32 protein-coding genes are annotated in these 24,628 nt (G+C 70.8%); 11 read left to right on the forward strand and 21 right to left on the reverse strand.

Annotated elements, in window-relative coordinates:
• Positions 1-116 precede the first annotated feature (116 nt).
• The 3 genes from G6N10_RS10315 to mmsB are packed head-to-tail and all read left to right on the forward strand — an operon-like array spanning position 117 to position 3,736.
• Complete coding sequence (locus G6N10_RS10315) at positions 117-1,637, forward strand: CoA-acylating methylmalonate-semialdehyde dehydrogenase (RefSeq protein ID WP_085096469.1); 1,521 nt, start codon at positions 117-119, stop codon at positions 1,635-1,637.
• A gap of 6 nt (positions 1,638-1,643) precedes the next feature.
• The gene (locus tag G6N10_RS10320) at positions 1,644-2,813 is read left to right on the forward strand and encodes an acyl-CoA dehydrogenase family protein (RefSeq protein ID WP_085096467.1); all 1,170 of its coding nucleotides are present in this window, start codon (positions 1,644-1,646) and stop codon (positions 2,811-2,813) included.
• The gene (gene mmsB, locus G6N10_RS10325) at positions 2,810-3,736 is read left to right on the forward strand and encodes a 3-hydroxyisobutyrate dehydrogenase (RefSeq protein ID WP_109750523.1); all 927 of its coding nucleotides are present in this window, start codon (positions 2,810-2,812) and stop codon (positions 3,734-3,736) included. Before G6N10_RS10320 ends, mmsB begins: the two co-directional genes overlap by 4 nt.
• On the opposite strand, the gene G6N10_RS10330 is transcribed toward mmsB, so the two are convergent.
• The 4 genes from G6N10_RS10330 to secY are packed head-to-tail and all read right to left on the reverse strand — an operon-like array spanning position 3,733 to position 6,912.
• Entirely contained in the window at positions 3,733-4,236 is a 504-nt protein-coding gene (locus G6N10_RS10330) for a MarR family transcriptional regulator (protein WP_085096465.1), read from the reverse strand. The two genes, mmsB and G6N10_RS10330, sit on opposite strands and share 4 nt — an antisense overlap.
• Before the next feature lie 4 nt (positions 4,237-4,240).
• Positions 4,241-5,038 (reverse strand): type I methionyl aminopeptidase, encoded by a 798-nt coding sequence (gene map / locus G6N10_RS10335; protein ID WP_085096463.1) that lies wholly within the window; start codon positions 5,036-5,038, stop codon positions 4,241-4,243.
• 6 nt (positions 5,039-5,044) lie between these two features.
• On the reverse strand, positions 5,045-5,590 hold the full coding sequence (locus G6N10_RS10340; RefSeq protein WP_085096462.1) for an adenylate kinase: 546 nt from the start codon (positions 5,588-5,590) through the stop codon (positions 5,045-5,047).
• On the reverse strand, positions 5,587-6,912 hold the full coding sequence (secY, locus tag G6N10_RS10345) for a preprotein translocase subunit SecY (protein ID WP_085096460.1): 1,326 nt from the start codon (positions 6,910-6,912) through the stop codon (positions 5,587-5,589). The genes G6N10_RS10340 and secY overlap by 4 nt, the downstream gene beginning before the upstream one ends.
• A gap of 257 nt (positions 6,913-7,169) precedes the next feature.
• Here secY and G6N10_RS10350 point away from each other — a divergent pair, with 257 nt between their 5' ends.
• The 3 genes from G6N10_RS10350 to G6N10_RS10360 are packed head-to-tail and all read left to right on the forward strand — an operon-like array spanning position 7,170 to position 9,917.
• A complete protein-coding gene (locus tag G6N10_RS10350; protein ID WP_085096457.1) occupies positions 7,170-8,087 on the forward strand; it encodes an SAM-dependent methyltransferase in 918 nt (305 codons plus the stop codon).
• On the forward strand, positions 8,084-8,989 hold the full coding sequence (locus tag G6N10_RS10355; protein ID WP_085096455.1) for an SAM-dependent methyltransferase: 906 nt from the start codon (positions 8,084-8,086) through the stop codon (positions 8,987-8,989). Before G6N10_RS10350 ends, G6N10_RS10355 begins: the two co-directional genes overlap by 4 nt.
• Positions 8,990-9,011: 22 nt before the next feature.
• The gene (locus tag G6N10_RS10360) at positions 9,012-9,917 is read left to right on the forward strand and encodes a class I SAM-dependent methyltransferase (protein WP_085096453.1); all 906 of its coding nucleotides are present in this window, start codon (positions 9,012-9,014) and stop codon (positions 9,915-9,917) included.
• On the opposite strand, the gene sppA is transcribed toward G6N10_RS10360, so the two are convergent.
• Both sppA and G6N10_RS10370 read right to left on the reverse strand, forming a co-directional pair.
• Positions 9,918-11,708: a signal peptide peptidase SppA gene (sppA, locus tag G6N10_RS10365; protein WP_085096451.1), complete on the reverse strand. Its 1,791-nt coding sequence runs from the start codon at positions 11,706-11,708 to the stop codon at positions 9,918-9,920. It abuts the gene before it with no gap.
• A 28-nt stretch (positions 11,709-11,736) separates the two neighbouring features.
• Entirely contained in the window at positions 11,737-12,123 is a 387-nt protein-coding gene (locus G6N10_RS10370; RefSeq protein ID WP_085096449.1) for a DUF732 domain-containing protein, read from the reverse strand.
• Positions 12,124-12,283: 160 nt separating this feature from the next.
• Between G6N10_RS10370 and G6N10_RS10375 the strand changes: the two genes are divergently transcribed.
• Positions 12,284-13,849 carry an adenylate/guanylate cyclase domain-containing protein gene (locus G6N10_RS10375; RefSeq protein ID WP_234810564.1) on the forward strand — a complete coding sequence of 522 codons (1,566 nt, stop codon included), beginning with the start codon at positions 12,284-12,286 and terminating at the stop codon, positions 13,847-13,849.
• A 69-nt stretch (positions 13,850-13,918) separates the two neighbouring features.
• Here the strand turns inward: G6N10_RS10375 and rplO are convergent, their stop codons facing one another.
• From rplO to rplN, 10 genes are all read right to left on the reverse strand, one after another.
• Positions 13,919-14,362 (reverse strand): 50S ribosomal protein L15, encoded by a 444-nt coding sequence (gene rplO / locus G6N10_RS10380; protein ID WP_085096447.1) that lies wholly within the window; start codon positions 14,360-14,362, stop codon positions 13,919-13,921.
• The gene (gene rpmD / locus G6N10_RS10385) at positions 14,359-14,541 is read right to left on the reverse strand and encodes a 50S ribosomal protein L30 (protein ID WP_085096445.1); all 183 of its coding nucleotides are present in this window, start codon (positions 14,539-14,541) and stop codon (positions 14,359-14,361) included. Before rpmD ends, rplO begins: the two co-directional genes overlap by 4 nt.
• Positions 14,542-14,543: 2 nt before the next feature.
• Positions 14,544-15,242, reverse strand: a complete 699-nt coding sequence (rpsE, locus tag G6N10_RS10390; protein WP_085096503.1) for a 30S ribosomal protein S5 — start codon at positions 15,240-15,242, stop codon at positions 14,544-14,546.
• 34 nt (positions 15,243-15,276) lie between these two features.
• Complete coding sequence (gene rplR / locus G6N10_RS10395) at positions 15,277-15,684, reverse strand: 50S ribosomal protein L18 (RefSeq protein WP_085096443.1); 408 nt, start codon at positions 15,682-15,684, stop codon at positions 15,277-15,279.
• A 2-nt stretch (positions 15,685-15,686) separates the two neighbouring features.
• Entirely contained in the window at positions 15,687-16,226 is a 540-nt protein-coding gene (rplF, locus tag G6N10_RS10400; protein ID WP_085096441.1) for a 50S ribosomal protein L6, read from the reverse strand.
• 20 nt (positions 16,227-16,246) lie between these two features.
• Positions 16,247-16,645 carry a 30S ribosomal protein S8 gene (gene rpsH / locus G6N10_RS10405; RefSeq protein ID WP_085096439.1) on the reverse strand — a complete coding sequence of 133 codons (399 nt, stop codon included), beginning with the start codon at positions 16,643-16,645 and terminating at the stop codon, positions 16,247-16,249.
• Positions 16,646-16,799: 154 nt separating this feature from the next.
• Positions 16,800-16,985: a type Z 30S ribosomal protein S14 gene (locus G6N10_RS10410; protein WP_085096437.1), complete on the reverse strand. Its 186-nt coding sequence runs from the start codon at positions 16,983-16,985 to the stop codon at positions 16,800-16,802.
• Positions 16,986-16,989: 4 nt separating this feature from the next.
• The gene (rplE, locus tag G6N10_RS10415; RefSeq protein ID WP_085096435.1) at positions 16,990-17,553 is read right to left on the reverse strand and encodes a 50S ribosomal protein L5; all 564 of its coding nucleotides are present in this window, start codon (positions 17,551-17,553) and stop codon (positions 16,990-16,992) included.
• Positions 17,550-17,873 carry a 50S ribosomal protein L24 gene (rplX, locus tag G6N10_RS10420; RefSeq protein WP_085096433.1) on the reverse strand — a complete coding sequence of 108 codons (324 nt, stop codon included), beginning with the start codon at positions 17,871-17,873 and terminating at the stop codon, positions 17,550-17,552. The genes rplE and rplX overlap by 4 nt, the downstream gene beginning before the upstream one ends.
• Positions 17,874-18,242, reverse strand: a complete 369-nt coding sequence (gene rplN, locus G6N10_RS10425; RefSeq protein WP_085096431.1) for a 50S ribosomal protein L14 — start codon at positions 18,240-18,242, stop codon at positions 17,874-17,876.
• A gap of 774 nt (positions 18,243-19,016) precedes the next feature.
• Between rplN and G6N10_RS10430 the strand changes: the two genes are divergently transcribed.
• Entirely contained in the window at positions 19,017-20,417 is a 1,401-nt protein-coding gene (locus G6N10_RS10430; protein WP_163742381.1) for a DUF222 domain-containing protein, read from the forward strand.
• Positions 20,418-20,562: 145 nt separating this feature from the next.
• Here G6N10_RS10430 and G6N10_RS10435 read toward each other — a convergent pair whose 3' ends face one another.
• The 4 genes from G6N10_RS10435 to rpmB form a co-directional block, all read right to left on the reverse strand.
• Positions 20,563-20,943, reverse strand: coding sequence for a pyridoxamine 5'-phosphate oxidase family protein (locus G6N10_RS10435; RefSeq protein ID WP_085096426.1), 381 nt, complete (start codon positions 20,941-20,943; stop codon positions 20,563-20,565).
• A gap of 75 nt (positions 20,944-21,018) precedes the next feature.
• A complete protein-coding gene (rpsR, locus tag G6N10_RS10440) occupies positions 21,019-21,279 on the reverse strand; it encodes a 30S ribosomal protein S18 (RefSeq protein WP_085096424.1) in 261 nt (86 codons plus the stop codon).
• On the reverse strand, positions 21,279-21,446 hold the full coding sequence (rpmG, locus tag G6N10_RS10445; protein WP_085096422.1) for a 50S ribosomal protein L33: 168 nt from the start codon (positions 21,444-21,446) through the stop codon (positions 21,279-21,281). The genes rpsR and rpmG overlap by 1 nt, the downstream gene beginning before the upstream one ends.
• Positions 21,446-21,682, reverse strand: coding sequence for a 50S ribosomal protein L28 (rpmB, locus tag G6N10_RS10450; protein WP_085096420.1), 237 nt, complete (start codon positions 21,680-21,682; stop codon positions 21,446-21,448). Before rpmB ends, rpmG begins: the two co-directional genes overlap by 1 nt.
• Before the next feature lie 176 nt (positions 21,683-21,858).
• Between rpmB and mrf the strand changes: the two genes are divergently transcribed.
• On the forward strand, positions 21,859-23,037 hold the full coding sequence (gene mrf / locus G6N10_RS10455; protein WP_085096418.1) for a ribosome hibernation factor-recruiting GTPase MRF: 1,179 nt from the start codon (positions 21,859-21,861) through the stop codon (positions 23,035-23,037).
• Complete coding sequence (locus G6N10_RS10460; RefSeq protein WP_234810563.1) at positions 23,034-23,330, forward strand: WhiB family transcriptional regulator; 297 nt, start codon at positions 23,034-23,036, stop codon at positions 23,328-23,330. The genes mrf and G6N10_RS10460 overlap by 4 nt, the downstream gene beginning before the upstream one ends.
• Position 23,331: 1 nt before the next feature.
• Here G6N10_RS10460 and G6N10_RS10465 read toward each other — a convergent pair whose 3' ends face one another.
• Complete coding sequence (locus G6N10_RS10465; RefSeq protein WP_085096416.1) at positions 23,332-24,216, reverse strand: formylglycine-generating enzyme family protein; 885 nt, start codon at positions 24,214-24,216, stop codon at positions 23,332-23,334.
• Between the two features lie 79 nt (positions 24,217-24,295).
• On the opposite strand from G6N10_RS10465, the gene G6N10_RS10470 reads away from it, so the two are divergent.
• Entirely contained in the window at positions 24,296-24,625 is a 330-nt protein-coding gene (locus tag G6N10_RS10470; RefSeq protein ID WP_085096414.1) for a hypothetical protein, read from the forward strand.
• Positions 24,626-24,628 lie beyond the last annotated feature (3 nt).

The following is a 24,628-nucleotide window of genomic DNA, read 5'->3' on the forward strand; positions in this document are numbered from 1 at the left end:
CGGGGGTCAGACCCTTGCGCAAGATACTTGCACGTCCTACCATTATTCCGTTACTAGGACATCCAAGTATTTCCCAACAGCAACTCCCAAACGCAGCTAAGAACCAGGACACCACCATGACCACCCAGATTCCGCACTTCATCGACGGCCAGCGCGCCACCCTGACCTCCACCCGCACCGCCGACGTGCTCGACCCCAGCACCGGCGGCGTGCAGGCCCAGGTGCTGATGGCCTCCACCGACGACGTCAACGCCGCCGTCGCCTCGGCCGTCGAGGCGCAGAAGGGCTGGGCCGCCTGGAACCCGCAGCGCCGCGCCCGGGTGCTGATGAAGTTCATCGAGCTGGTCAACGCCAACGCCGACGAGCTGGCCGAGCTGCTGTCCAAGGAACACGGCAAGACCGTCGCCGACTCGCTCGGCGACATCCAGCGCGGCGTCGAGGTCATCGAGTTCGCCGTCGGCATCCCGCACCTGCTCAAGGGCGAGTTCACCGAGGGCGCCGGCACCGGCATCGACGTGTACTCGATCCGCCAGCCGCTCGGCGTGGTCGCCGGCATCACCCCGTTCAACTTCCCGGCGATGATCCCGCTGTGGAAGGCCGGGCCGGCGCTGGCCTGCGGCAACGCCCTGATCCTCAAGCCGTCCGAGCGGGACCCGTCGGTGCCGCTGCGGCTGGCCGAGCTGTTCAGCGAGGCCGGCCTGCCCCCGGGCGTGCTGCAGGTCGTCAACGGCGACAAGGAGGCCGTCGACGCCATCATCGAGCACCCCGACATCAAGGCCATCGGCTTCGTCGGCAGCTCCGACATCGCGCAGTACATCTACTCCGGCGCGGCCGCGCACGGTAAGCGGGCGCAGTGCTTCGGCGGCGCCAAGAACCACATGGTCGTGATGCCCGACGCCGACCTCGACCAGGCCGTCGACGCGCTGATCGGCGCCGGCTACGGCAGCGCCGGGGAGCGCTGCATGGCGATCAGCGTGGCGGTCCCGGTCGGCGAGGAGACCGCGAACCGGCTGCGCAACCGGCTGGTCGAGCGGATCGAGCAGCTGCGCGTCGGGCACAGCCTGGACCCGAAGGCCGACTACGGCCCGCTGGTCACCGGTGCCGCCCTGGAGCGGGTGCGCGGCTACATCGCCGCCGGCGTGGAGGCCGGCGCCGAGCTGGTCGTCGACGGCCGGGACCGCGGCGCCACCGAGCTGACCTTCGGCGACGAGGACCTGTCCAAGGGCTACTTCATCGGACCCACGCTGTTCGACAACGTCACCACCGACATGTCGATCTACACCGACGAGATCTTCGGCCCGGTGCTGTGCATCGTGCGGGCGCACGACTACGAGGAAGCGCTGCGGCTGCCGTCGGAGCACGAGTACGGCAACGGCGTTGCGGTGTTCACCCGCGACGGCGACACCGCCCGCGACTTCGTGTCCCGGGTGCAGGTCGGCATGGTCGGCGTCAACGTGCCGATCCCGGTGCCGGTGTCCTACCACAGCTTCGGCGGCTGGAAGCGGTCCGGCTTCGGCGACCTGAACCAGTACGGCACCGCGTCGATCCAGTTCTACACCAAGGTCAAGACGGTGACCGAGCGCTGGCCGTCGGGCATCAAGGATGGCGCCGAGTTCGTCATCCCGACGTTCAAGTAGGCACCGTTGACCGCCACCTACGAACTCGACGAGGACGATCGGGTCATCACCGAAACCGCCGCCGCCTTCGCGGCCAAGCGGCTGGCCCCGTTCGCCCGGGAGTGGGACGAGACCAAGCACTTCCCCGTCGACGTGCTGCGCGAGGCCGCCGAGCTCGGCATGGCGGCGGTCTATTGCGCCGAGGAGGTCGGCGGCTCCGGGCTGCGGCGGATCGACGCGGTGCGGATCTTCACCGAACTGGCCGCCGCCGACCCGGCGATCGCGTCGTTCCTGTCCATCCACAACATGTGCGCCTGGATGGTGGACAGCTACGGCACCGATGCGCAGCGGGCCCACTGGATCCCCCGGCTGGCCTCGATGCAGACCGTCGCCAGCTACTGCCTGACCGAGCCGGGCGCCGGCTCCGACGCCGCCGCGCTCAGCACCCGTGCGGTGCGCGACGGCGACGAGTACGTGCTCGACGGGGTCAAGCAGTTCATCTCCGGGGCCGGTGTGTCAGACCTGTACCTGGTGATGGCGCGCACCGGCGCCGAGGGGCCGCGCGGCATCTCGGCGTTCCTCATCGAGCGGGACACCCCCGGGCTGTCCTTCGGGGTCAACGAGGCGAAGATGGGCTGGTCCGCCCAGCCCACCGCGCAGGTGATCCTGGAGGGCGTCCGGGTGCCGGCCGACGCGCTGCTCGGCGGGCCGACCGCCGAGGGCACCGGGTTCGGCATCGCGATGAACGGGCTCAACGGCGGCCGGATCAACATCGCGGCCTGTTCGCTGGGCGGCGCCCGGACCGCCTACGAACAGGCCCGCGGCTACGTCGCGGACCGCCAGGCCTTCGGCGGCGCGCTGATCGACGAGCCGACCATCCGGTTCACCCTGGCCGACATGGCCACCGCGCTGGAAACCTCCCGGCTGATGCTGTGGCGCGCCGCGGCAGCCCTCGACGCCGGCGCGCCGGACAAGGTCGAGCTGTGCGCGATGGCCAAGCGCTACGTCACCGACGCCTGCTACGACGTCGCCGACTCGGCGCTGCAGCTGCACGGCGGCTACGGCTACCTGCGCGAATACGGCGTCGAAAAGATCCTCCGGGACCTGCGGGTGCACCGCATCCTGGAGGGCACCAACGAGATCATGCGGGTGGTGATCGGGCGCGCCGAGGCCACCCGGGCCCGCGCGTCGGCATGACCGGCGACCACACACACGAGAGGCAGACCGCGATGACATCCACGACAGCGGCAACGGTGGCGTTCCTGGGACTGGGCCACATGGGCGGGCCGATGGCCGCCAACCTGGTCTCCGCGGGGTTCGCGGTGCGCGGCTTCGACCCGGTGCCGGCCGCCCAGCAGGCCGCCGCGGCCAACGGTGTGACGGTCCTGGGCAGCGTCGCCGAGGCGGTCACCGGCGCCGACGTGGTGCTCACCATGCTGCCCAACGGGGACCTGGTGCGCAGCTGCTACGCCGACATCCTGCCGGCCGCCAAGCCCGGCGCGCTGCTGATCGACAGCTCGACCATCTCGGTCGACGACGCCCGCGCGGTCAACCGGCTGGCCGACGACGCCGGCTTCGCCCAGCTCGACGCGCCGGTGTCCGGCGGGGTCAAGGGCGCGGTCGCCGGCACCCTGGCGTTCATGGTCGGCGGCAGCGACGACGCCGTCGCCGCCGCCCGGCCGGTGCTCGAGCCGATGGCCGGCAAGGTGGTGCACTGCGGGGCCCCCGGCGCCGGCCAGGCCGCCAAGGTCTGCAACAACATGGTGCTGGCCGTGCAGCAGATCGCCATCGGCGAGGCCTTCGTGCTGGCCGAGCACCTCGGGCTGTCCGCCCAGTCGCTGTTCGACGTGATCACCGGCGCGACCGGCAACTGCTGGGCCGTGCACACCAACTGCCCGGTGCCCGGACCGGTGCCGACCTCGCCGGCCAACAACGACTTCCAACCCGGCTTCGCGACCGCGCTGATGAACAAGGACCTGCAGCTGGCGATGAGCGCGGTGGCCTCCACCGGCAGCACCGCCCCGCTGGGCAGCCACGCCGCGCAGATCTACGCCGATTTCGCCGCCGAGCATGCCGGGCTGGATTTCAGCGCCGTCATCCAGGCGCTGCGCGAGAGCTAGAAGTCGCCGGCGCTGCGCCGCAGGGTGTCGATCACCGCGGCCAGCGTGCGGGAGTCCGCACCGGAGACCCCGATGTCGGCGAACACCTCGTCGTTCAGCGTCGCGGTGGCCTGCTCGACGGTGCGCCTGCCGTCCTCGGTGATCTGCACCAAGGTGGTCCGCCCGTCGGTCGGATGCGGCAGCCGGCGCACCAGCCCGGCGTCCTCCAGCCGGCGGATCGCGTGGGTGACGCTGGTGACGTGCACCTGCAGCCGCGCCGACGCCTTCGCGATGGGCAGCGAACCGGTCCGGCTGAACGCCAGCAGCCGCAGCAGCTCGAATCGGGAGAAGCTCAGCTCGTAGGGCCGCAGCGCCGTCTCCACCCGGGCCAGCAGGATCTGGTGGGCCCGCATCACCGAGGTGACCGCGACCATCCCGTCGGCGACATCGCCCCACCCGGCACGCACCCAGTGTGCGCGCGCGGTGGCTATCGGGTCCGGTTTGTCCGGTGTGTCGGGCATCGGTTCACGCGAGGGTCAGGATCCGCGGGCCGTCGTCGGTGACCGCGACGGTGTGCTCCCAGTGCGCGGCGCGCGACCCGTCGGCGGTCACCACCGTCCAGTCGTCGGCCAGGATCCGGGTCTTGGTGGTGCCCAGGGTCAGCATCGGCTCGATGGCCAGCACCGACCCGGCGGCCAGCCGCGGCCCGCGGCCGGGGGCGCCCTCGTTGGCCAGGAACGGGTCCATGTGCATCTCCCGGCCGATGCCGTGGCCGCCGTAGCCGGCGACGATCCCGAACGCCCGGCCGAACCGGTCGGCCGCCGCGCGGGTGCCGCGCTCGATGGCGTGCGAGACGTCGGTCAGCCGGTTGCCGGGCAGCATCGCCGCGATGCCCGCCTCCAGGGATTCCCGGGTCGCCGCGCTCAGCGCGGCGTCCGCCTCGCCGAGCGGCCCGACCCCGAAGGTGATCGCCGAGTCGCCGTGCCAGCCGTCCACGATGGCGCCGCAGTCGATGGAGACCAGGTCCCCGGCCGCCAGCCGCTCGCGGGCCGTCGGGATGCCGTGCACGACGCGGTCGTTCACCGACGCGCAGATGGTGGCCGGAAAGCCGTGGTAGCCCAGGAACGACGGGACGCCGGCGCCGTCGCGGATGACGGATTCGGCAACCTCGTCGAGCTCCAGCGTGGACACCCCGAGGGCGGCCGCCTCCCGGACCGCGGCCAGCGCCCGGGCCACCAGCGCGCCCGCGGCGGCCATCGCGTCGAGCTCACCGGCGGTGCGCTGGGGCACCACCTTGCGGCCGCGCAGCCCGGGGATGCCCATCCCCGGTTACCGGCCCAGTGCCCGCAGGGCCCGGCCGAAGACCTCGTCGAGTTCGCCGACGGCCTCGACGGTCTTCAGCTCGGCGCGGTAGAAGTCCAGCAGCGGTGCAGTCTCGCTCTGGTACACCTTCATCCGGTTGCGGATGATGTCCTCGGTGTCGTCGGCGCGGCCGCGGCCCTTGAGCCGGGCGACCAGCTCGTCCTCGGGCACCCGGAACTCCAGCACCGCGTCCAGCCGCAGGCCGCGGCGGGCCAGCATCTCGGCCAGCGCCTCGGCCTGCTCCACCGACCGCGGGAAGCCGTCCAGGATGAAGCCGGCCGCCGCATCCTGGTCGTTCAGCCGGTCGTCGACCAGCGCGTTGGTCAGCGACGCGGGGACCAGATCGCCGGCATCGAGGTACTTCTTGGCCGCCACCCCGAGTTCGGTGCCTGCGCCGATGTTGTGCCGGAACAGGTCGCCGGTGGAGATCTGCGGGACGCCGAGGGTCTCGGACAGCTTGATCGCCTGGGTGCCCTTACCGGCGCCCGGGGCACCGAGCAGAACAATTCTCACTTCAGGAACCCTTCGTAGTTGCGCTGCATGAGCTGGCTTTCAATCTGCTTCACGGTATCGAGTCCGACGCCGATCATGATCAGAACGGCCACACCGCCGAACGGCAGGTTCTGCAGCGTCTGCCCGCCGCCCATCTGCAGGAACACGTTGGGCAGCACCGCGATGACGCCCAGGTAGATCGACCCGGGCAGGGTGATCCGGCTGAGCACGTAGCGCAGGTAGTCGGCCGTCGGCTTGCCGGGCCGGATGCCCGGGATGAAGCCGCCGAACTTCTTCATCTCGTCGGCCCGCTCGTCGGGGTTGAAGGTGATCGAGACGTAGAAGTAGGTGAAGAAGATGATCAGCCCGAAGTAGACGGCGATGTAGATCGGATCGGCCGGGTTGGTCAGGTTGTTGCCGACGAACTTGTCCCACCAGCTGGTGCCCGCATCGGCCCGGCCGCTGTTGACCAGCTGGGTGATGAGGTTCGGGATGTAGATCAGCGAGGAGGCGAAGATGACCGGGATGACGCCGGCCTGGTTGACCTTCAGCGGCAGGTAGGTCGAGGTGCCGCCGTACATCTTGCGGCCGACCATCCGCTTGGCGTACTGCACCGGGATGCGGCGCTGGCCCTGCTCGACGAAGATCACGCCGACCAGGATGGCCATCGCGGCCACGCAGACCAGGGTGAAGGTGGCGGCGCCACGGCTCTCCAGGATCATCCCGCCCTCGGACGGGATGCGCGCGGCGATGCCGGCGAAGATCAGCAGCGACATGCCGTTGCCGATGCCGCGCTCGGTGATCAGCTCGCCCATCCACATCACCAGGGCCGCGCCGCCGGTCATCACGATGACGATCACGAACAGCGTGAAGATGGAGTCGTCGATCAGGATCTGCGCGTCGCAGCCCTGCATCAGGCCGCCGTTGGCGGCCAGCGCGACCACGCTGGTGGCCTGCAGGATCGCCAGCGCGATCGACAGGTAGCGGGTGTACTGCGTCATCTTGGCCTGGCCCGCCTGGCCCTCCTTGCGCAACTGCTCGAAGCGCGGGATGACCACGGTCAGCAGCTGCACGATGATGCTGGCGGTGATGTAGGGCATGACGCCGACGGCGAACACCGCCAGCTGCAGCAGTGCCCCGCCGGAGAACAGCGTGATCAGCGAGTACAGCTGCGCCGAGTCACCGCTCTGCAGCTGATCCAGGCACTGGTGCACGTTGCGGTAGTTGACCCCGGGCGAGGGCAGCGAGGCGCCGACCCGGTAGAGCACCACCAGCGCCAAGGTGATGAGGATCTTGCGCCTGAGGTCCGGTGTCCGCAGCGCAGAGGTGAAAGCGGAGAGCACTCATTCCTCCTGGGCCGCCGGGTCGGGTCTCGGCGTGCCGGTGGGGCTGGTCTGACCAGCGTCGGATAATCCTGGGTCGAGCACCGACACCGTCAGACCGGGCGGCCTGTGGACTCGGGCGTCAAACAGTCTACGAGAGTAACAGTTGATGCTGACCGTCCCCGAATGCGGCGAGCTCAGCGGATTCACAGCCGGGACCACTAGCATCAGTTACATCGCCTAACTAATTGTTGGGCCCGACGAGAATGAGGTGCCCGATGGCCCGAACCGCCGACGACAGCTGGGACCTGGCCTCCAGCGTGGGCGCCACCGCCACCATGGTCGCCGCCGCCCGCGCGGTGGCCAGCCGCGGCCCCGACGCCGTCATCGACGACCCGTTCGCCGAGCCGCTGGTGCGCGCCGTCGGAATGGACTTCTTCACCCGGCTGGCCGCCGGCGAGCTGACCGCCGAGCACCTCGACACCGACGACTCTCCCACCGACATCACCGCCTTCGTCAACGGGATGGCCGCCCGCACCCGGTTCTTCGACGACTTCTTCGCCGCCGCGGTGGCCGCCGGGGTGCGCCAGGCGGTGATCCTGGCCTCCGGTCTGGACTCCCGGGCCTGGCGGCTGGACTGGCCGGCGGACATGGTGGTCTTCGAGATCGACCAGCCCGAGGTGATCGCCTTCAAGTCCACCACCCTGGCCGGGCTCGGCGCGGCACCGAAGGTGCAGTTGCGCCCGGTCGCGGTGGACCTGCGCGCCGACTGGCCGGCCGCGCTGGCCGCCGCCGGCTTCGACGCCGCCGCGCCGACCGCCTGGATCGCCGAGGGCCTGCTGGGCTACCTGCCGCCGGAGGCCCAGGACCGGCTGCTGCAGACCATCGGTGAACTGTCCGCCCCCGGCAGTCGGCTGGCGGTGGAGTCGGTGCCCTCACAGCACGCCGCCCCCGACGACAAACTCGCCAGCCGGATGCAGCAGGTCCGCGAGCAGTGGCAGCGGCACGGTTTCGACCTGGATTTCTCCGAGCTGGTCTATCTCGGCGAGCGCGCCGACGTCGGCGACTACCTGACCGCCCGCAACTGGTCGGTCCGGGTGCTGTCGTCCAACGACATCCTGACCGGCTGCGGGCTGCCCGCGATCGAGGACCCCGAGCGCCTCCCGACGGCCGCCTACCTGACCGCAACCCGGTGACCCGCACCGACAGCGACAGCTGGGACCTGGCCTCCGGCGTCGGCATCACCGCCACCATGGTCGCCGCCGCCCGCGCGCTCGCCAGCGCCGAGCCCGAACCGCTGATCCACGATCCGTTCGCCGCGCCGCTGGTGCGGGCCGTGGGCGTCGAGCACTTCGTCGGGCTGGTCGACGGCACCGCCGCGGTGCCCGAGCAGGCCGCGGACGCGGTCGCGATGCTGACCGCCGTGCTGGCCGTGCGAACCCGGTTCTTCGACGATTTCTTCGCCGACGCGGCGGCCGCCGGGGTGCGTCAGGCGGTGATCCTGGCCAGCGGCCTGGATTCGCGCGCCTACCGGCTGGACTGGCCCGCGGGCACCACGGTCTACGAAATCGACCAGCAGGCCGTGCTGGACGGCAAGAACGCCGCGCTGGCCGCGCTGGGCGCCGCCCCGACCGCCGAGCGCCGCGCGGTGACCGTCGACCTGCGCGAGGACTGGCCCGCCGCGCTGCGCGCCGCCGGCTTCGACACCGCCGCGCCCACCGCCTGGATCGCCGAGGGCCTGCTGATCTACCTGCCGCCGCAGGCCCAGGACCGGCTGTTCGACAACATCACCGCACTGTCGGCCCCCGGCAGCCGGCTGGCCACCGAGTTTCACCGCGGCGACGTCGTCGCGGCCCTGAACGAGCGATCCCAACAGTTGGCCGACTCCTGGAAAGGTGCCGGAGTGGGCCTGGATTTCGCCGCGCTGACCTACCGTGGTGAGCGCAACGACGCGGCGCAGTATCTCGCCGAGCGCGGCTGGTCGGTGACCGGCCGGGCCCGCACCGAGGTGTTCGCCGGCTACGGGCGTGCCTTCCCGACCGGGCAGGAGGCGGCCGGGCTGAGCGACTCCACCGCGATCGTCGCGATCCGCGACTGAGCCGGCCCCGCAGGAGGCGAGCATGACCCGATCCGACAATGACAGCTGGGACCTGGCCTCCAGCGTGGGCGCGACGGCGACCATGGTCGCCGTCGGCCGCGCGTTGGCCAGCCGCGATCCGCGGCCGCTGATCGATGACCCGTTCGCCGCCCCGCTGGCCCGGGCGGTCGGCATCGAGTTCTTCACCCGGGTGCTCGACGGCGACATCGACACCCAGATCCCCGGCGCCTCCCCGGCGCGCACCCAGGCCATGATCGACGGGATGGCGGTGCGAACCCGGTTCTTCGACGACTACTTCACCGAGGCCACCGCCGCCGGGATCCGGCAGGTCGTCATCCTCGCCGCCGGCCTGGACGCCCGGGCCTACCGGCTGGCCTGGCCGGCGGGCACCGTGGTCTACGAGATCGACCAGCCCGAGGTGATCGCGTTCAAGTCCGAGACGCTGGCCGGCATCGGGGCCGTCCCGACCGCCACCCGGCGCACCGTCGCCATCGACCTGCGCGAGGACTGGCCGGCCGCGCTGGCCGCGGCCGGTTTCGATCCGGCCGCGCCGACCGCGTGGCTGGCCGAGGGGCTGCTGATCTACCTGCCGCCGGAGGCCCAGGACCGGCTGTTCGACGAGATCGCCGCGCTGTCCGCGCCGGCAAGCGCGGTGGCCACCGAATACGTGCCCGGGATCATGGACTTCGACCGGGAGCAGGCCAGGGCGGCCTCCACCCAGCTGCGCGAGCGGGGCCTGGACATCGACATGGGCGCGCTGGTGTTCGCCGGTGCCCGCAGCCACGTGATGGACTACCTGACCGGCCAGGGCTGGGCGGTCACCGGGGTGCCGCGCGCGGAGCTGTTCACCCGGCACGACCGGGTGCTGCCCGCCCCCGAGGAGGACGACGTGCTCGGCGAGATCGTCTACGTGTCGGCGACCCGCTAGTCAGAACCGCCAGTCGCCCAGCCACAGCGCGTTGACGCCGTTGAGCGCGCGGCCGGTCTGCTCGACCGCGCCGGCCACCGAGCCCAGTACCGCGCCGGCCAGCACATCGGCCAGCGCCGCGGCCGGCTGCGAGGACGCCTTGGGCCGCAGCAGGTCCTTGACCGACGAACCGGGCAGGAACTCCGCCTTCACCTTGGTGTCCGGGTCGATGCCGGCCAGGATCTTGGCCCGGCGGATCGCGGTGCGCAGCCCGCCGAGCTCGTCGACCAGCCCGCGCTCGGCGGCGTCGGCGCCGGTCCAGACCCGGCCCCGGGCCACCTCGTGCACCGCCTCGACGGTCATCTCCCGGCCCTCGGCGACCCGGGCGACGAAGTCGTCGTAGAACATCTCCGCCGACGCCGCCACCTGGGCGTGCTGGTCGGCGGTGAACGGCGCGTCCGGCGACCAGGCGTCGGCGTTGGCGTTGGTGCGCACCACGTCCGAGCCGACCCCGAGCTTGTCCTTGAGGCCGCGCGCGATGAGCTTGCCGGTGATCACCCCGATCGAGCCGGTCAGGGTGCCCGGGTTGGCGACGATCGCGTCGGCGGCCATCGACACGTAGTAGCCGCCGGAGGCCGCCACCGCGCCCATCGAGGCGACCACCGGGATGCCGCGCTCGCGGGCCCGCACCACCTCCCGCCAGATGGTCTCCGAGGCGGTCACCGACCCGCCGGGACTGTCCACCCGCAGCACGATCGCCGCCGTGCCCGGCGCCGCGGCGGCCTGCCGCAGCGCCGCGGCGATGGTGTCCCCGCCGGCGCTGGAGCCGCCCAGCGGCAGCAGCGGGCGCTCCCCTCGGCCGTTGACGATCGGGCCGGACAGCGTGACGACGGCGATCCGGCGGTCGGACTTGACCCCCGGCAGCGACGGCGTCGGCAGCCCCGGGGCCCCGGAGCGGGCGTAGCGGGCCAAAAACAGCCGCTGCGGGGCGTCGTCGCCGTCGGCGCCGGCCGGGCCGGTCACCGGCGCGCCGGCCAGCTCGGCAATCCGGGCGTAGGCCTGGTCCCGGAAACCGATCCGGTCGACCAGCTTGGCCTCGACGGCGGCATCGCGGCGCAGCGGCGCCCGATCGGCCAGCGCGTCCAGGGCGGCCTCGTCGATACCGCGGCTGGCGGCGACGTCGCGCCAGACCTGCTCGGCCAGGCTGTCGAGTAGCCGGGCGTCGGCCTCCCGGTGTGCCTCGGTGTAGGCCTGCTCGGTGAACATGTTGGCCGCCGACTTGTACTCGCCCTTGGCGATGAACTCCGCCGAGACCCCGGCCTTGTCCAGGGCGTCGCGCAGGAACATCGGGTGGGTGGCGAAGCCGATCAGGCCGACGGTGCCCGACGGCTGCAGCCAGACCTCGCCGAACGCCGAGGCCAGGTAGTAGGACAGCGTGCCCGGGTAGTCCTCGGCCCAGGCCAGCGACGGCTTGGCGGCGGTGAACGCGGCGATCGCCTCGCGCAGCTCCTGCACCGGACCCGGTGCGGCGGCGCTGAGCTGTACCCGGGCGATCAGCCCGGCGACCCGGTCGTCCTCGGCGGCCCGGTGGATCGCGGCGACCGTCTCGCGCAGCAGCAGCGGGCGACGGCCGCCGGCCAGGCTGCTGACGATCGCGACCGGATCGAAGTGCGCGGTCTCGGCGGGCACCGTGGTCAGATCGAGCTCCAGGATGCACCCGGCCGGGACGCCGTGATGGCGGGCGGTGTCGACACGACGGGCGATGGCACGAAAGTCGTCGGCTCCGGGCAGGCCGGACAGCAAAGACAGCATGCGTCGAGCCTACCGAGCGGGTTGTGCCCTACCGGCCGATGTAGCGGCCGTACTGCGGGCAGTACGTCGCGACCGACATCCGCAGCAGCGTGACGGCCTGCGGCTTGGTCAACCCGTTGGATTCCAGGGTCGACACCGTGCCGCGGACCGCGGGCACCGGGTTGATCTGCCCCTTCAGGCCGGAGGTCATGATGTCGCAGACCTGCCGGCCGAGCGCCGGGATGTTCTGGTCGGGCGCCACCGGGATGCCGAGCTGATTGAAGGCCTCGGTGAACTTGGTGTCGGCGGCGGTGGGCACCGGATCCTCGGTCGGATCCGCCGAGGCCGCCCCGGCCGCGGTTACCGCGGCGGCAGCACACCCGAGGGCGACGCACCCGGCGGCGAGCACCGCCGTGACGAACCGATGACTGGACACGTTTGTCTATCTCCTCATTCACCCCACCCGTTACCGGGCCGACGCCAGTTTAGTCGGCGCGCCGACCTCCCGCTTCCCACGACCGGGCACCGGCGGCGGCCGAGCGAATTCCGGGCTCGTTCCCGATCCGCGGCGCTGTTGAATCCGTCACACTGAATCGGTGGGGCCGGCACCGTTCATCGGCGCCTCGCCGTCGCGGGTCCCGGCGGCGCGGTCCCTCCCGGCGGCCCCGGACCGGCTGCGCCGGATCGTGCTGCACCGCTGGATTCTGGCCGGCGCCGGGGTCAACGCCCTCGGCGGCGCGATCGTCTTTCTCTTCCTGTTCCTCGCCGCGCCGATCCTGCTGACCCCCGAACAGTTCCGCGAGCAGTTGGCGCTGGCCGGGATCGCGGTCGGGGCGGTGCTGGCCGTGGTGCTGCCGCTGCTGCTGCGACACCGGCGGCGACAGTTCGCCGCCGCGACCGCCTGGCTGGCCGAGAACCGGTTGCCGACGCCGGCCGAGGCTCAGCTGACCCTGGCCGCGCCGTGGGATGCCGCCCGGATCTCGGCGGCGATCTGGACCGGCTGCGCGGTGCTCTGCGCGGGGCTGGCGCTGCGCGCGACGCCGGCCGCCGCGGCGTACGTGCTGTGCGCGGTGCTGCTGTGCGGCCTGAGCACCACCGGGGTGTGGTACCTGGTGGTGGAATGGGTGATGCGGCCGCTGTCGGCCGGCGTGCTGGACGGCAGCTCGCCGCACCGCGACTACGGCCCCACCATCACCCGTCGGCTGCTGGCGGCCTGGACGCTGGCCACCGGGGTGCCGCTGGTCGGGATCGCCACCCTGACCATCGGCTATCTGACCGCCGCCGAGTTCCGGGTGCCGCGCACGCTGGCCGCGATTCTGGTGCTGGTGACCTCGGCGGTGGTGACCGGGCTGTCGCTGATCGTGATCGCGGTCCGGTCGATCGCCGCGCGGATCGGCGCGCTGCGGGCCGCACTGCGCCGAGTGCAGCAGGGTGACTACGCGGTGCGGGTGCTGGTCGACGACGCCAGCGAGATCGGCCGGCTGCAGGTCGGGTTCAACGCGATGACCGCCGGGCTGGCCGAGCGGGAACGGATCCGGCGGACCTTCGGCACCTACGTCGACCGCGACGTCGCCGAGCACATCCTGCGCACCGAGTCGGGCCCACCGGCCGAGGAGGTCGAGGTGACGATGATGTTCGTCGACGTCCGGGGGTTCACCGCGCTGGCCGAGGCGCTGTCCCCGGCCGCGGTGGTGGCGATCCTCAACCGGCTCTTCGAGACGATCGTGCCGCTGGTGCACGCCCACGGCGGACACGTCGACAAGTACGCCGGCGACGGGCTGCTGGCGGTGTTCGGGGCGCCGCGGCGCCAGCCCGACCACGCCGAGCGGGCGCTCACCGCGGCGCTGGCCATCCCCGAGGCGGTGCGCACCGAGTTCGGCGACACCCTGTCGGTGGGCGTCGGGCTGAATTCCGGGCCGGTGATCGCCGGGAATGTCGGCGGGGCCGGGCGGCTGGAGTTCTCGGTGATCGGCGACGCGGTCAACGTCGCCGCACGGGTCGAGTCGGCCACCCGCCAGACCGGCGACACCGTACTGCTGACCCAGCACACCCGGGAGCTGCTGGGTGCCAGCCCGGTCACGCTGGTGGAGCGGCCCGGCATTCAGCTCAAGGGCAAGACCGCCGCGGTCCGCCTCTTCGCTCCCCTCGACGCCCCCGGCTGACGCCGGCCGGCCCGAAACGGCCGAAAGGGGCCCCCGCCGAAGCGGGAGCCCCTGTCGTGCTTGGTCGAACTACAGCTCGGTGGCGGTGCCGCCGGCGGCGGTGATCGCCTCCCGGGCGGAGCCGGAGAACTTGTGCGCGGTGACGTCGACCTTGACGGCCAGCTTGCCGTCGCCGAGCACCTTCACCAGCACGTTCTTGCGGACCAGGCCCGCATCCACCAGCTCGGAAACACCGATGGTGCCGCCGTTCGGGAACGCCTTGGCGATGTCGCCGACGTTCACCGGGCCGTACTCGGTGCGGAACCGGTTGCGGAAGCCCTTCAGCTTGGGCAGCCGCATGTGGATCGGCATCTGGCCACCCTCGAAGGTGACCGGCACGTTCTTGCGCGCCTTGGTGCCCTTGGTGCCGCGGCCCGCGGTCTTACCCTTGGATCCCTCACCGCGACCGACGCGGGTCTTGGCCTTCTTGGAGCCGGGAGCCGGCTTCAGGTCGTGCAGCTTGATGACGCTCATTTGACTTCCTCCACCTCGACGAGGTGATCAACAACGCGGATCAGGCCGCGGGTCGCCGGGGTGTCCTCACGGACCACCGACTGGCGGATCTTGCGCAGGCCCAGCGTCCGCAGGCTTTCCCGCTGATTCCAGCGCGCCCCGACGATGCCCCGCACCTGGGTGATCTTCAACTCGGCCATGGCTACACATTTCCTTCACGCGCGGCCGCGGCGGCCTGCGCCTCGCTCTCGCGACGCGCACGCAGCATGCCCGCCGGCGCGACGTCCTCGATGGGCAGACCGCGACGGGCCGCCACCTCTTCGGGACGCTGCAGCATCTTCAGCGCGGCAACGGTGGCGTGCACCACGTTGATCGCGTTGTCGCTGCCCAGCGACTTGGCCAGGATGTCGTGCACGCCGGCGCATTCCAGCACCGCGCGCGCCGCACCGCCGGCGATCACACCGGTACCGGGGCTGGCCGGGCGCAGCATCACGACGCCCGCAGCGGCCTCGCCCTGCACCGGGTGGACGATGGTCCCGCCGATCAGCGGCACCCGGAAGAAGTTCTTCCGAGCCTCTTCGACGCCCTTGGCGATGGCGGCCGGAACTTCCTTGGCCTTGCCGTAGCCCACGCCGACCATGCCCTTGCCGTCGCCGACGATGACCAGTGCGGTGAAGCTGAACCGCCGACCGCCCTTGACCACCTTCGACACCCGGTTGATGGTGACGACGCGCTCCAGGTAGTTGCTCTTGTCGCCGCGGTCGTCACGGCCACCCCGGCCGCCGCGATCGTCCCGACGGCCACGGCCGCCGCGATCGTCGCGACGCCCACGGTCGTCGTTGCCGCCACCGGTGGTGGCAGCGCTGGTTCCGGCGTCAGCGGCCGTAGTCTGCTCCGCCATCATGCGGTCCTTCCGTTGTTGGAAAAGTCGTTCACTAGAACTTCAGCCCCCCTTCACGGGCGGCGTCGGCCAGTGCCGCGATCCGCCCGCCGTAGGAGTAGCCGCCGCGGTCGAAGACCACGGTCTCCACGCCGGCGGCCTTCGCGCGCTCGGCGATCAGCTGACCGACCCGGGTGCTGACGGCCTTCTTGTCACCGTCGACCCCGCGGACGTCGGCCTCGATGGAGGACGCGGCGGCCAGCGTGGTGCCGGTCAGGTCGTCGATGAGCTGCACGTGGATATGCCGCGACGACCGGTTGACCATCAGGCGGGGACGCTCGGCGGTGCCGGCGACCTTCTTGCGCAGCCGGGCGTGGCGGCGCAGCCGCGCGACCCGACGGGTGGCCGAGACGTTCTGCCCGACCGGCTGATGCTTCTTGGTTGCTTCGTCAGTCTTGGCCATGACTACTTACCTGTCTTTCCGACCTTGCGGCGGATCTGCTCACCCTCGTAGCGGATGCCCTTGCCCTTGTACGGGTCGTTCTTCCGCAGCCGACGGATGTTGGCCGCGATCTGGCCGACCTTCTGCTTGTCGATGCCGGACACCGTGAACCGGGTGGGGTTCTCCACTGTGAAGCTGACGCCCTCGGGGGCGGTGATCAGCACCGGGTGGCTGAAGCCCAGAGCGAACTCCAGGTCAGAACCCTTGGCGACGACGCGGTAGCCCACGCCGTGGATTTCCATCTTGCGGGTGTAGCCCTCGGTCACACCGGCGATCAGGTTGGCGATCAGGGTCCGCGACAGCCCGTGCAGGCTGCGGTTCTCCCGATCATCGTTGGGACGGCTCACCACGATGGCGCCGTCGTCGTTGCGGGCGACCGAGATGGGCTCGGCGACATCCAGGGTCAGGGTGCCCTTGGGGCCCTTGACCGAAACGTTCTGCCCGTCGATCGTGACGTCGACCCCAGCGGGGACCGGGACCGGCTGCTTTCCAATACGCGACATGTCTACTGGCTCCTATCCCGCTACCAGACGTACGCGAGGACTTCGCCGCCCACGCCCTGACGGGCCGCCTGGCGATCGGTCAACAGGCCGGTGGACGTGGAGATGATCGCCACGCCCAGGCCACCGAGCACCCGCGGCAAACTGGTGGACTTCGCGTAGACCCGCAGGCCGGGCTTGGAAACCCGGCGCAGGCCCGCGATGCTGCGCTCACGGCTGGGGCCGTACTTGAGCTGAACAACCAGCGACTTGCCCACCCGGGCATCCTCCGTGCGGTAGTCGCTGATGTAACCCTCGCGCTTCAGGATCTCGGCGATGTTGGCCTTGATCTTGCTGTGCGGCAGGGTCACCTCGTCGTGATACGCCGAGTTGGCGTTGCGCAGACGCGTCAAGAAGTCTGCGATCGGATCCGTCATTGTCATGACAGCGGTGTCACCTTCCTCGCGGCGGTTCCCGGCCCGGACCTCATCCGGCGGGCCTGCCGCGCACCTTTGTTAGTGGTCTGTTGGTCTGTGGTGCGCCGGGTTCGTCGCGTAGTTCTGCGGGGACGAGGCACGGCGCTTCCGTCTCTGTGGGTTACCAGCTGGACTTCTGCACACCCGGCAGCTCGCCGGCGTGCGCCATCTCGCGCAGGCAGATCCGGCACAGGCCGAACTTGCGGTACACGGAGTGCGGGCGACCGCACTTGTTGCAGCGGGTGTAGCCACGCACCGCGAACTTCGGCTTCTTGTTGGCCTTGTTGACCAGAGCCTTCTTTGCCATCTGCTCAGTTCTCCTTGAACGGGAAGCCAAGGGCCCGCAGCAGTGCTCGCCCTTCGTCGTCGGTCGCCGCCGAGGTGACGACGGTGATGTCCATGCCGCGCGGACGGTCGATCGAGTCGACGTCGATCTCGTGGAACACCGACTGCTCGGTCAGGCCGAAGGTGTAGTTGCCGGTGCCGTCGAACTGCTTGGGGCTCAGGCCGCGGAAGTCGCGGATACGCGGCAGCGAGATCGACACCAGGCGGTCCAGGAACTCCCACATCCGGTCGCCGCGCAGGGTGACGCGGGCGCCGATCGGCATGCCCTCACGGAGCTTGAACTGGGCGATGGACTTGCGGGCCTTGCGGATCTCGGGCTTCTGGCCGGTGATCAGGGTGAGGTCGTTGACCGCACCGTTGATCAGCTTCGCGTCCCGGGCGGCCTCGCCGACACCCATGTTCACCACGACCTTGACCACGCCCGGGATGAGCATGACGTTCGGGTAGGCGAACTCCTTGTTCAGCGTGTCCCGGATTTCCTCGCGGTAGCGCTGCTTCAGCCGCGGCTGAACCTTTTCTGTCGTTGTCATGCCTTGATGTCCTTGCCGTTGGTCTTGGCGATGCGGACCCGCTTGCCGGTCTCGGAATCGGTGCGGTAGCCGACCCGGGTCGGCTTGCCGTCGGAGTCCAGCACCATCACGTTGGAGACGTGGATGGACGCTTCCTGGGTGACGATGCCGCCGGACTGCGCGCCACGCTCGTTGGCCGAGACCGCGGTGTGCTTCTTGATCCGGTTGACGCCCTCAACGAGGATCCGGTTGCGGGTCGGGAAGGCGCGCAGCACCTTGCCCTTGGCGCCCTTGTCCTTGCCGGAGACAACCAGAACGGTGTCGCCCTTGTGGACCTTCATTTACAAAACCTCCGGAGCCAGCGAGACGATCTTCATGAAGCGCTTCTCGCGCAGCTCGCGACCCACCGGGCCGAAGATGCGGGTGCCGCGCGGATCGTTGTCGTTCTTGATGATGACGGCGGCGTTCTCGTCGAAGCTGATGTAGCTGCCGTCGGCCCGACGACGTTCCTTCTGGGTGCGCACCACGACGGCCTTGACGATCTCGCCGCGCTTGACGTTGCCGCCCGGGATGGCGTCCTTGACGGTCGCCACGATGATGTCACCGATGCCGGCGTAGCGCCGCTTCGAGCCACCGAGCACGCGGATGCACAAGATCTCCTTGGCGCCCGTGTTGTCGGCGACCTTCAACCGCGATTCCTGCTGAATCACTCGATCTCCCTGTTTCTTGTGTGCATGGCAGAAAAGGCCGCCCCGAAGGGCAGTCTGAGTAACCTGACATGCGCGGTCTTTGTCACCGAAAGGCACGCGGGGCCGACTGACGCCGGCCGAGGTCTGCCCACGGCAACCCCCTGAGTCTAGGGGAGAAGCGCCCGGTCGCCAAATTGTCGCCGGCCGGGGCGCCAGGACGGGCGGGCCGGGCGGGGGCCGCCAACCTCAGCGGAGCCGCTCAGTGGATCCGCGAGGCCGCGGCACCTCGCCCCGTACTCCATCAATGGGCCCGCCTCGCGGTTCCGCAACCAGTCGGCGATGGCGGCCTCCCCTTGCCACGATTGCGGTCCACCGGTCCCGCGCAAGACGCGGGGTTCGAGCGATTGCAGTCCAGCCTCGGGCTTTCAGGAGGCCCCGTGCCGCAACCGAGGAAAGGGACTCCGAACTGGGATGATTCGGCTTACCCATGGTCGAATATTGGCAGCTGAAGGAGTCCTTTCCGGCGGGCAAGTCGACGACGTGGCACCCGTCGCGGTGCGCCGACGCCACCACCGCATTCTTGTCGAACATTTATTCGATCAGGGTCTTGCACTCTTGTGTCGACGGAGTACTCTCGAACATATAGGCGAATAAACCCTCGCCACCGCGTACCCCACCGCCCGACCCGACACGGGTCGAGCACCGACAGGCTCCCCCACCGAGCCGACTCACGTATCCACCCTCGATCGCATCCCCGCCCCGGGATGCATCCGCTGGGAAGTACCGGTACCCGCCATGACCAACCCCCACCCCGGCGGCGGCCTCGACGCCGTCATCGCCGGACTCGACGCCTTCATCGACACCCTGATCGACCAGCTCGCCCCGACCCCGGCCACCGGGAACGACGACGACGGCGGCCGATCCCTGTTCCAGCTGCTGCACACCCCACACCGCGTCTTCGACGACACCCACCTGCTGACCGTGCTCAAATCCGCGGTCACCCTCACCAACCTGACCACCCACCTGATCGCCACAGCAACCGCGGCCTGCGAACGCGCCGGCGTCCCCGCCCGCCAACACGCCCGCCACGGCGCCGACCTGCTCACCAACCTCGCCCTCACCCCCGGCGCCGCCCACCGCTACACCCGCGTCGGACGCGCCGCCGTCCTACTGCCCGCCACCACCCGGCTCCAACGCCTCGGCGCCATCAGCATCGAACTCACCGACGCCATCGGCAAAGGCCTGACCCACATCCAGCGCCGCACCGAACTCACCGACGACGACCGCGCCCGGATCGAACAACAACTGCTCACCCAAACCACCCCGGCCACCGTGGCCAACAAAGCCCGCCACATCGCCATCGCCCGAACCCCCGGCCCCGGCCAACCCGGCGCACCCACAATCCCCGCCGCCGAAAACACCGACCTCAACGACATGACCCTGACCCAAAACGACGAAGGCCGCATCACCGCCACCCTCGACCTCGACGTCCTGACCGGCGAAGAACTCATCACCGCCCTCGACCCGCTGACCCGGCCCATCCCCCAACCCGACGGCACCCCCGACCCCCGCCCCGCACCACAACGCCGCGCCGACGCCCTCGGCCACGTCATCCGCCACTACCTACACGGCTACCAGCGCCCCACCTCCGGCGGCGTCCTACCCCACGTCACCCTCATCCGGCCCCCCACCACCGCCTTCGGCCAGCCGACCCCAACACCCACCGGGCCCGCGACCGAAGTGGACTTCCTCGCCTTCACCGGCCCCATCAGCTGCCACACCGCCGACCTGATCACCTGCGACTGCACCCTCGACACCGCCCACCTCGACCACAACGGCGTCCCGCTGGACATCGGCCGCAGCAAACGCCTCTTCACCCCAGAAATCCGCAAAGCCCTCGGCCTGCGCGACCAAGGCTGCGCCTTCCCCGGCTGCGGACGCCCCATCGCCTGGTGCGACGCCCACCACATCCACCACTGGCACGCCGACCACGGCCACACCTGCCTCGACAACGGCGTCCTACTCTGCCGCCACCACCACACCCTCATCCACCACACCGACTGGCAGATCTACCTCGGCCCCGACCGACACCCCTGGTTCATCCCACCCACCGACCCCAAACACCCCAACCGACCACCAGAGCACCTGCGCTCCCACGCCCGCCGCACCCTCACCACAGAATCCGCCGCCGCATAACCAGCAGCAAACACCGTCGCCAAACACGCAGCTTGACAACTACACAGCGGAAAATACGGCGGGCGCCGGCCCACCCTGAAAGGAATCGGACCGGCACCCGCCACGACGCCAGGGCCGCCCGGCCGAGAGGCCGGCTGTCGCCGGGTCAGCGCGGTGCGCGCACCTTGAACACGACGCAGTCGTGCAGGCACCCGGAGTCCGCGACCGCCGCCGGCTCGGCCCGCCGGTGCAGCAGCGCCTTGGTCGGCACCACGCGCAGGGTGTCGGCGGCGGGCTCGGCGCGGCCGTCGACCATCAGGGCGTAGCCGCCCGGCTGCCGCGGCGGCCACAGCAGGGTGACCATCGGGTGGCCGGCGATGTTGGTCGCGGTGTGGCCACCGAATGCGCCGACGTCGAACACGCCGTCAACCAGCACCGGGTCGACCATGACCGAATGCGGGAGGTGGTCGTCGCCGACGGTGACCAGAAACGCCTGGTCGTAGTCGGGCAACGCGTTCGCCAGTCGCTCCAGATCAACGCTGCTCATGGGGTTCCTCCCGGTCGGTCTTCCCAGGATCTCACTCCGGCAGCCGGCGCCCCGATGCTCGTACCCCGGCGCAGGTCAGCGGGGCGTCGGGCCCGCATACGGCAGCAGCGCCATCTCCCGGGCGTTCTTGATGGCGGTGGCCACCTGCCGTTGCTGTTGCACGGTCAGTCCGGTCACCGCGCGTGATCGGATCTTGCCGCGATCGGAGATGAACAGCCGCAGCGTCGCGGTGTCCTTGTAATCGACGGTCGTCACCCCGAGCTGGCGCAGCAGGTTCTTCCTGGCCGGCCGGGCTTCGGCGCGGCGGGCGCGGGCTCTGGACGCCTGGGGGGCCATCAGCGCTCCTCCCGGAACTCGACGTGCCGGCGCACGATCGGGTCGTATTTGCGCAGCACCAGCCGGTCGGGGTCGTTGCGGCGGTTCTTGCGGGTGACGTAGGTGTAGCCGGTGCCGGCGGTCGAGCGCAGCTTCACCACGGGCCGGATGTCGGTGGCTCGGGCCATCAGATTCGCTGCCCGTCTCGGCGCAGCCGGGCGATGACGGCGTCGATGCCGTCGCGGTCGATGACCTTGATGCCCTTGGCGCTGACCCGCAGCGTGACGCGGCGGCCCTCCGAGGGCAGGTAGTAGGTCTTGGACTGGATGTTCGGGTTCCAGCGGCGCCGGCTGCGCCGGTGCGAGTGCGAAACGGTGTTGCCGAAGCTCGGCTTGGCGCCGGTGACCTGGCAGTGGGCGGACACGGGGTGTTTCCTCCTTCGCGGCCGCACCGGGCGGCTTAATGAAAATCATTTTCGACAAGGTCGGCCTCGGACTGTACTCTCAAACCCGAACTAATGAAAATGATTGTCATTAACGGTTCGGCGGGCGCCCTCTTCCAGCGCGCCTCGCGGCCAACCGTTCGCGACGAAGGAGGCAAATGCGGACCCCGGTGATACTGGTCAGCGGTCAGTGCGGCAGCGACGCCGTCGTCGATCAACTGGTGCGACACCCCGGAACAGTGGTGGTCTCGCACCGCTTCGACGGTCACGTTGTGCACCGCAGCACCCGCACCATCGTGCGAGAGGTGACACTGCGCAACGAGATGGTGCTGGAGCTCGCGCACGGCTGCACCGCGTGCACCATCCGCAACGACCTGCTGGTGCTGCTGCGTCAACTGCACCGCCGCGACGAGGTCGCCCGCATCGTGGTGCACCTGGAGCCCTGGCTGGAGCCCGAACCGATCTGCTGGGCGATCCGGCACGCCCGGGTCACCGGGATGCCGGGCGCCGTGGACGGGCCGGCCGTCCGGGACGTGATGATCGCCGCCGTCATCACCTGCATCGACGAGAGCCGTTGGCTGCAGCAGGCGCTCGGGGGCGCCGATCTGCCCGACGGTCGCACGGTGGCCCAGGTGGTGGTGGGCCAGGCCGAGTTCGCGGACCTGCTGGTCTGCGGCGGGGACGCCGAACTCGACGCCGTCCTGCACCGACTGTCCCCGCGGGCGCTGGTGGTGCCCGCGGCCGACGACGTCGAGGCGGCACTGACCCGGTTGCCCTCCGCGGCGCGGCGCGGCGACCAGGACCACCCGCACGGCCCACTGTTGGCCGGCCAGCCGCCGCTGCAACCGGCCGGCCGGGTCACGCTGCTGCACTACCGGGCCAGCCGGCCGTTCCACCCGGCCAGGCTGGACGCGGCGCTGGAGGTCCTGCTCGACGGCGTGGTGCGTACCCGCGGCCGAATCTGGCTGGCCAGCAACGACACTCAGGCGATGTGGCTGGAGACGGCCGGCGGCGGCCTCCGCGCGACGGCGGGCGGCAAGTGGCTGGCCGCGATGACCGACTCCGAGGCCGCCTACGTCTGCCCGCAACGACGGGTGCTGTCGAGCCTGATCTGGGACCGGGTGCACGGCGACCGGCACACCGCCATGACGATCCTGGTCTGCGGCGCCGACCCGGAGGAATTGGTCAGCGCGCTCGACGGCGCGCTGCTGACCGCCGGGGAAATGCGCCGCAGCGCGGACTGGTCCCGGCTGCCCGATCCGTTCGGCGACTGGAGCCGAGACGGCGCCGACGCCGAAGACCTGGTCTCCCTCACCGACGAGGGGGGCCACCGGTGAGGGCCGCCCGCCCGCCCGCGCAAAGCGCCGAGGACTGGGACTGGCAGCTGCGGGCGCGCTGCCGTGGGCTGCCGGCCGAAACGTTCTTCACCACCGCGAGGGAAAAGGGCCGCCGGCGCGACGAGCACGAGGAGACCGCAAAGGCGATCTGCCGGCGGTGCCCGGTGCTGCGCCGCTGCCTCGACTACGCACTCGCGGCCGACGAGACCTACGGCATCTGGGGTGCCACCACCCCCGGCGAGCGCCGGGCGCTGCGCCCCCCGGACTCCGCAGCGCAGCGGGCGGCCGGATAGCTCACCGCACGCAGCGGAACCCGATGTGGGTGGTCGCGCTGTCCTGGGACTGCGGGGAACGGGCGGCCGGCCGGTAGCGGTGGCAGTACTCCGGGGCGCACAGGTGCGAGCCGCCCTTGAGCACCTGGTTGACCGACGGATCGGGCTCGCGCCCCGGCGTGCAGCAGCCGCTGCGCTGTCCCGGCCGATGCCCGCCGCGGAACCGGGTCGTGGTCCATTCCCAGACGTTGCCGATCATGTCCACCAGCCCGAAGCCGTTGGCCGGAAAGGTGCCCACCGGCGAGCTGCCGACCCAGCCCAGCGCCCCGTCGTTGCGGTACGGAAACGCGCCGCGCCAGGTGTTGGCCATCGGCCGTCCGCCCGGGGCGGGGTCCTCGCCCCACGGGTAGGTCGATGTCGTCCCGGCCCGGGCGGCGTACTCCCACTCGGCCTCGGTCGGCAGCCGCCGGCCGGCCCACCCGGCGTAGGCGGCGGCATCGGGGTAGGCGATCTGGACGACGGGATGGTCGCCGCGGTCGGCGATCGAACTGTCCGGCCCGAACGGGCGGCGCCAGCAGGCCCCCGGCACCCAGGCCCACCACTGCCGCCAGTCGGTCAGGTCCACCGGTCCCGGCGTCGGGGTGAAGACCAGCGCCCCGGGCGCCAGGTCCGCGGCGGCGACGCCGGGATAGTCGGCGGGATCCATCGGGCGTTCGGCGACGGTGCGGTAGCCGGTGTCGGCGACGAACCGGGCGAACTGCGCGTTGGTCACCGGATGGCGTTCGACGGCCAGCGGACCGACCGATACGGTGTGGACCGGCATCTCCTCGGGATAGAAGTCCGCGGAACCCAGGGTGACGGTGCCGCCGGGCAGCTCGACGAGGTCGGTGAGCGGCGCCGTGACCATCGCACCAGTGTAAAGCCCGATTTACCCGCCCGAGTCGCGGCATCCGGTTTACCGTCGAGTCACCAACCTGGAGGAACCAATGGGCAGCATGGTCAAGAAGTTCGTCATGGCGGTGGCCGCCGCCGCGGTACCGGCCATGGTGGTGAGCGCCGTCCCGGCACACGCCAACGGGCTCACGCTGACCGCCGCCCCGCAAATCACCGATCAAGGCGTCTGGATCGGCTGGGTCGGCGGCAGTGGCGCGTCCTGGTGCACGGTTAGCACCGACTGGCTGACCAGCAAGGCGTTCCAGGACGATCAGGGCAAGGGCGGCGTGCTGATGGGCAGCACCCCGCTGTGGCGGGCGTCGAACTACCAGGTCAGCTGCGAGAACGGCGACGAGGGGTTCATCGGCGGCGTCTGGTACTGACCC

This window comes from Mycolicibacterium fallax (genome assembly GCF_010726955.1).
Classification (GTDB): domain Bacteria; phylum Actinomycetota; class Actinomycetes; order Mycobacteriales; family Mycobacteriaceae; genus Mycobacterium; species Mycobacterium fallax.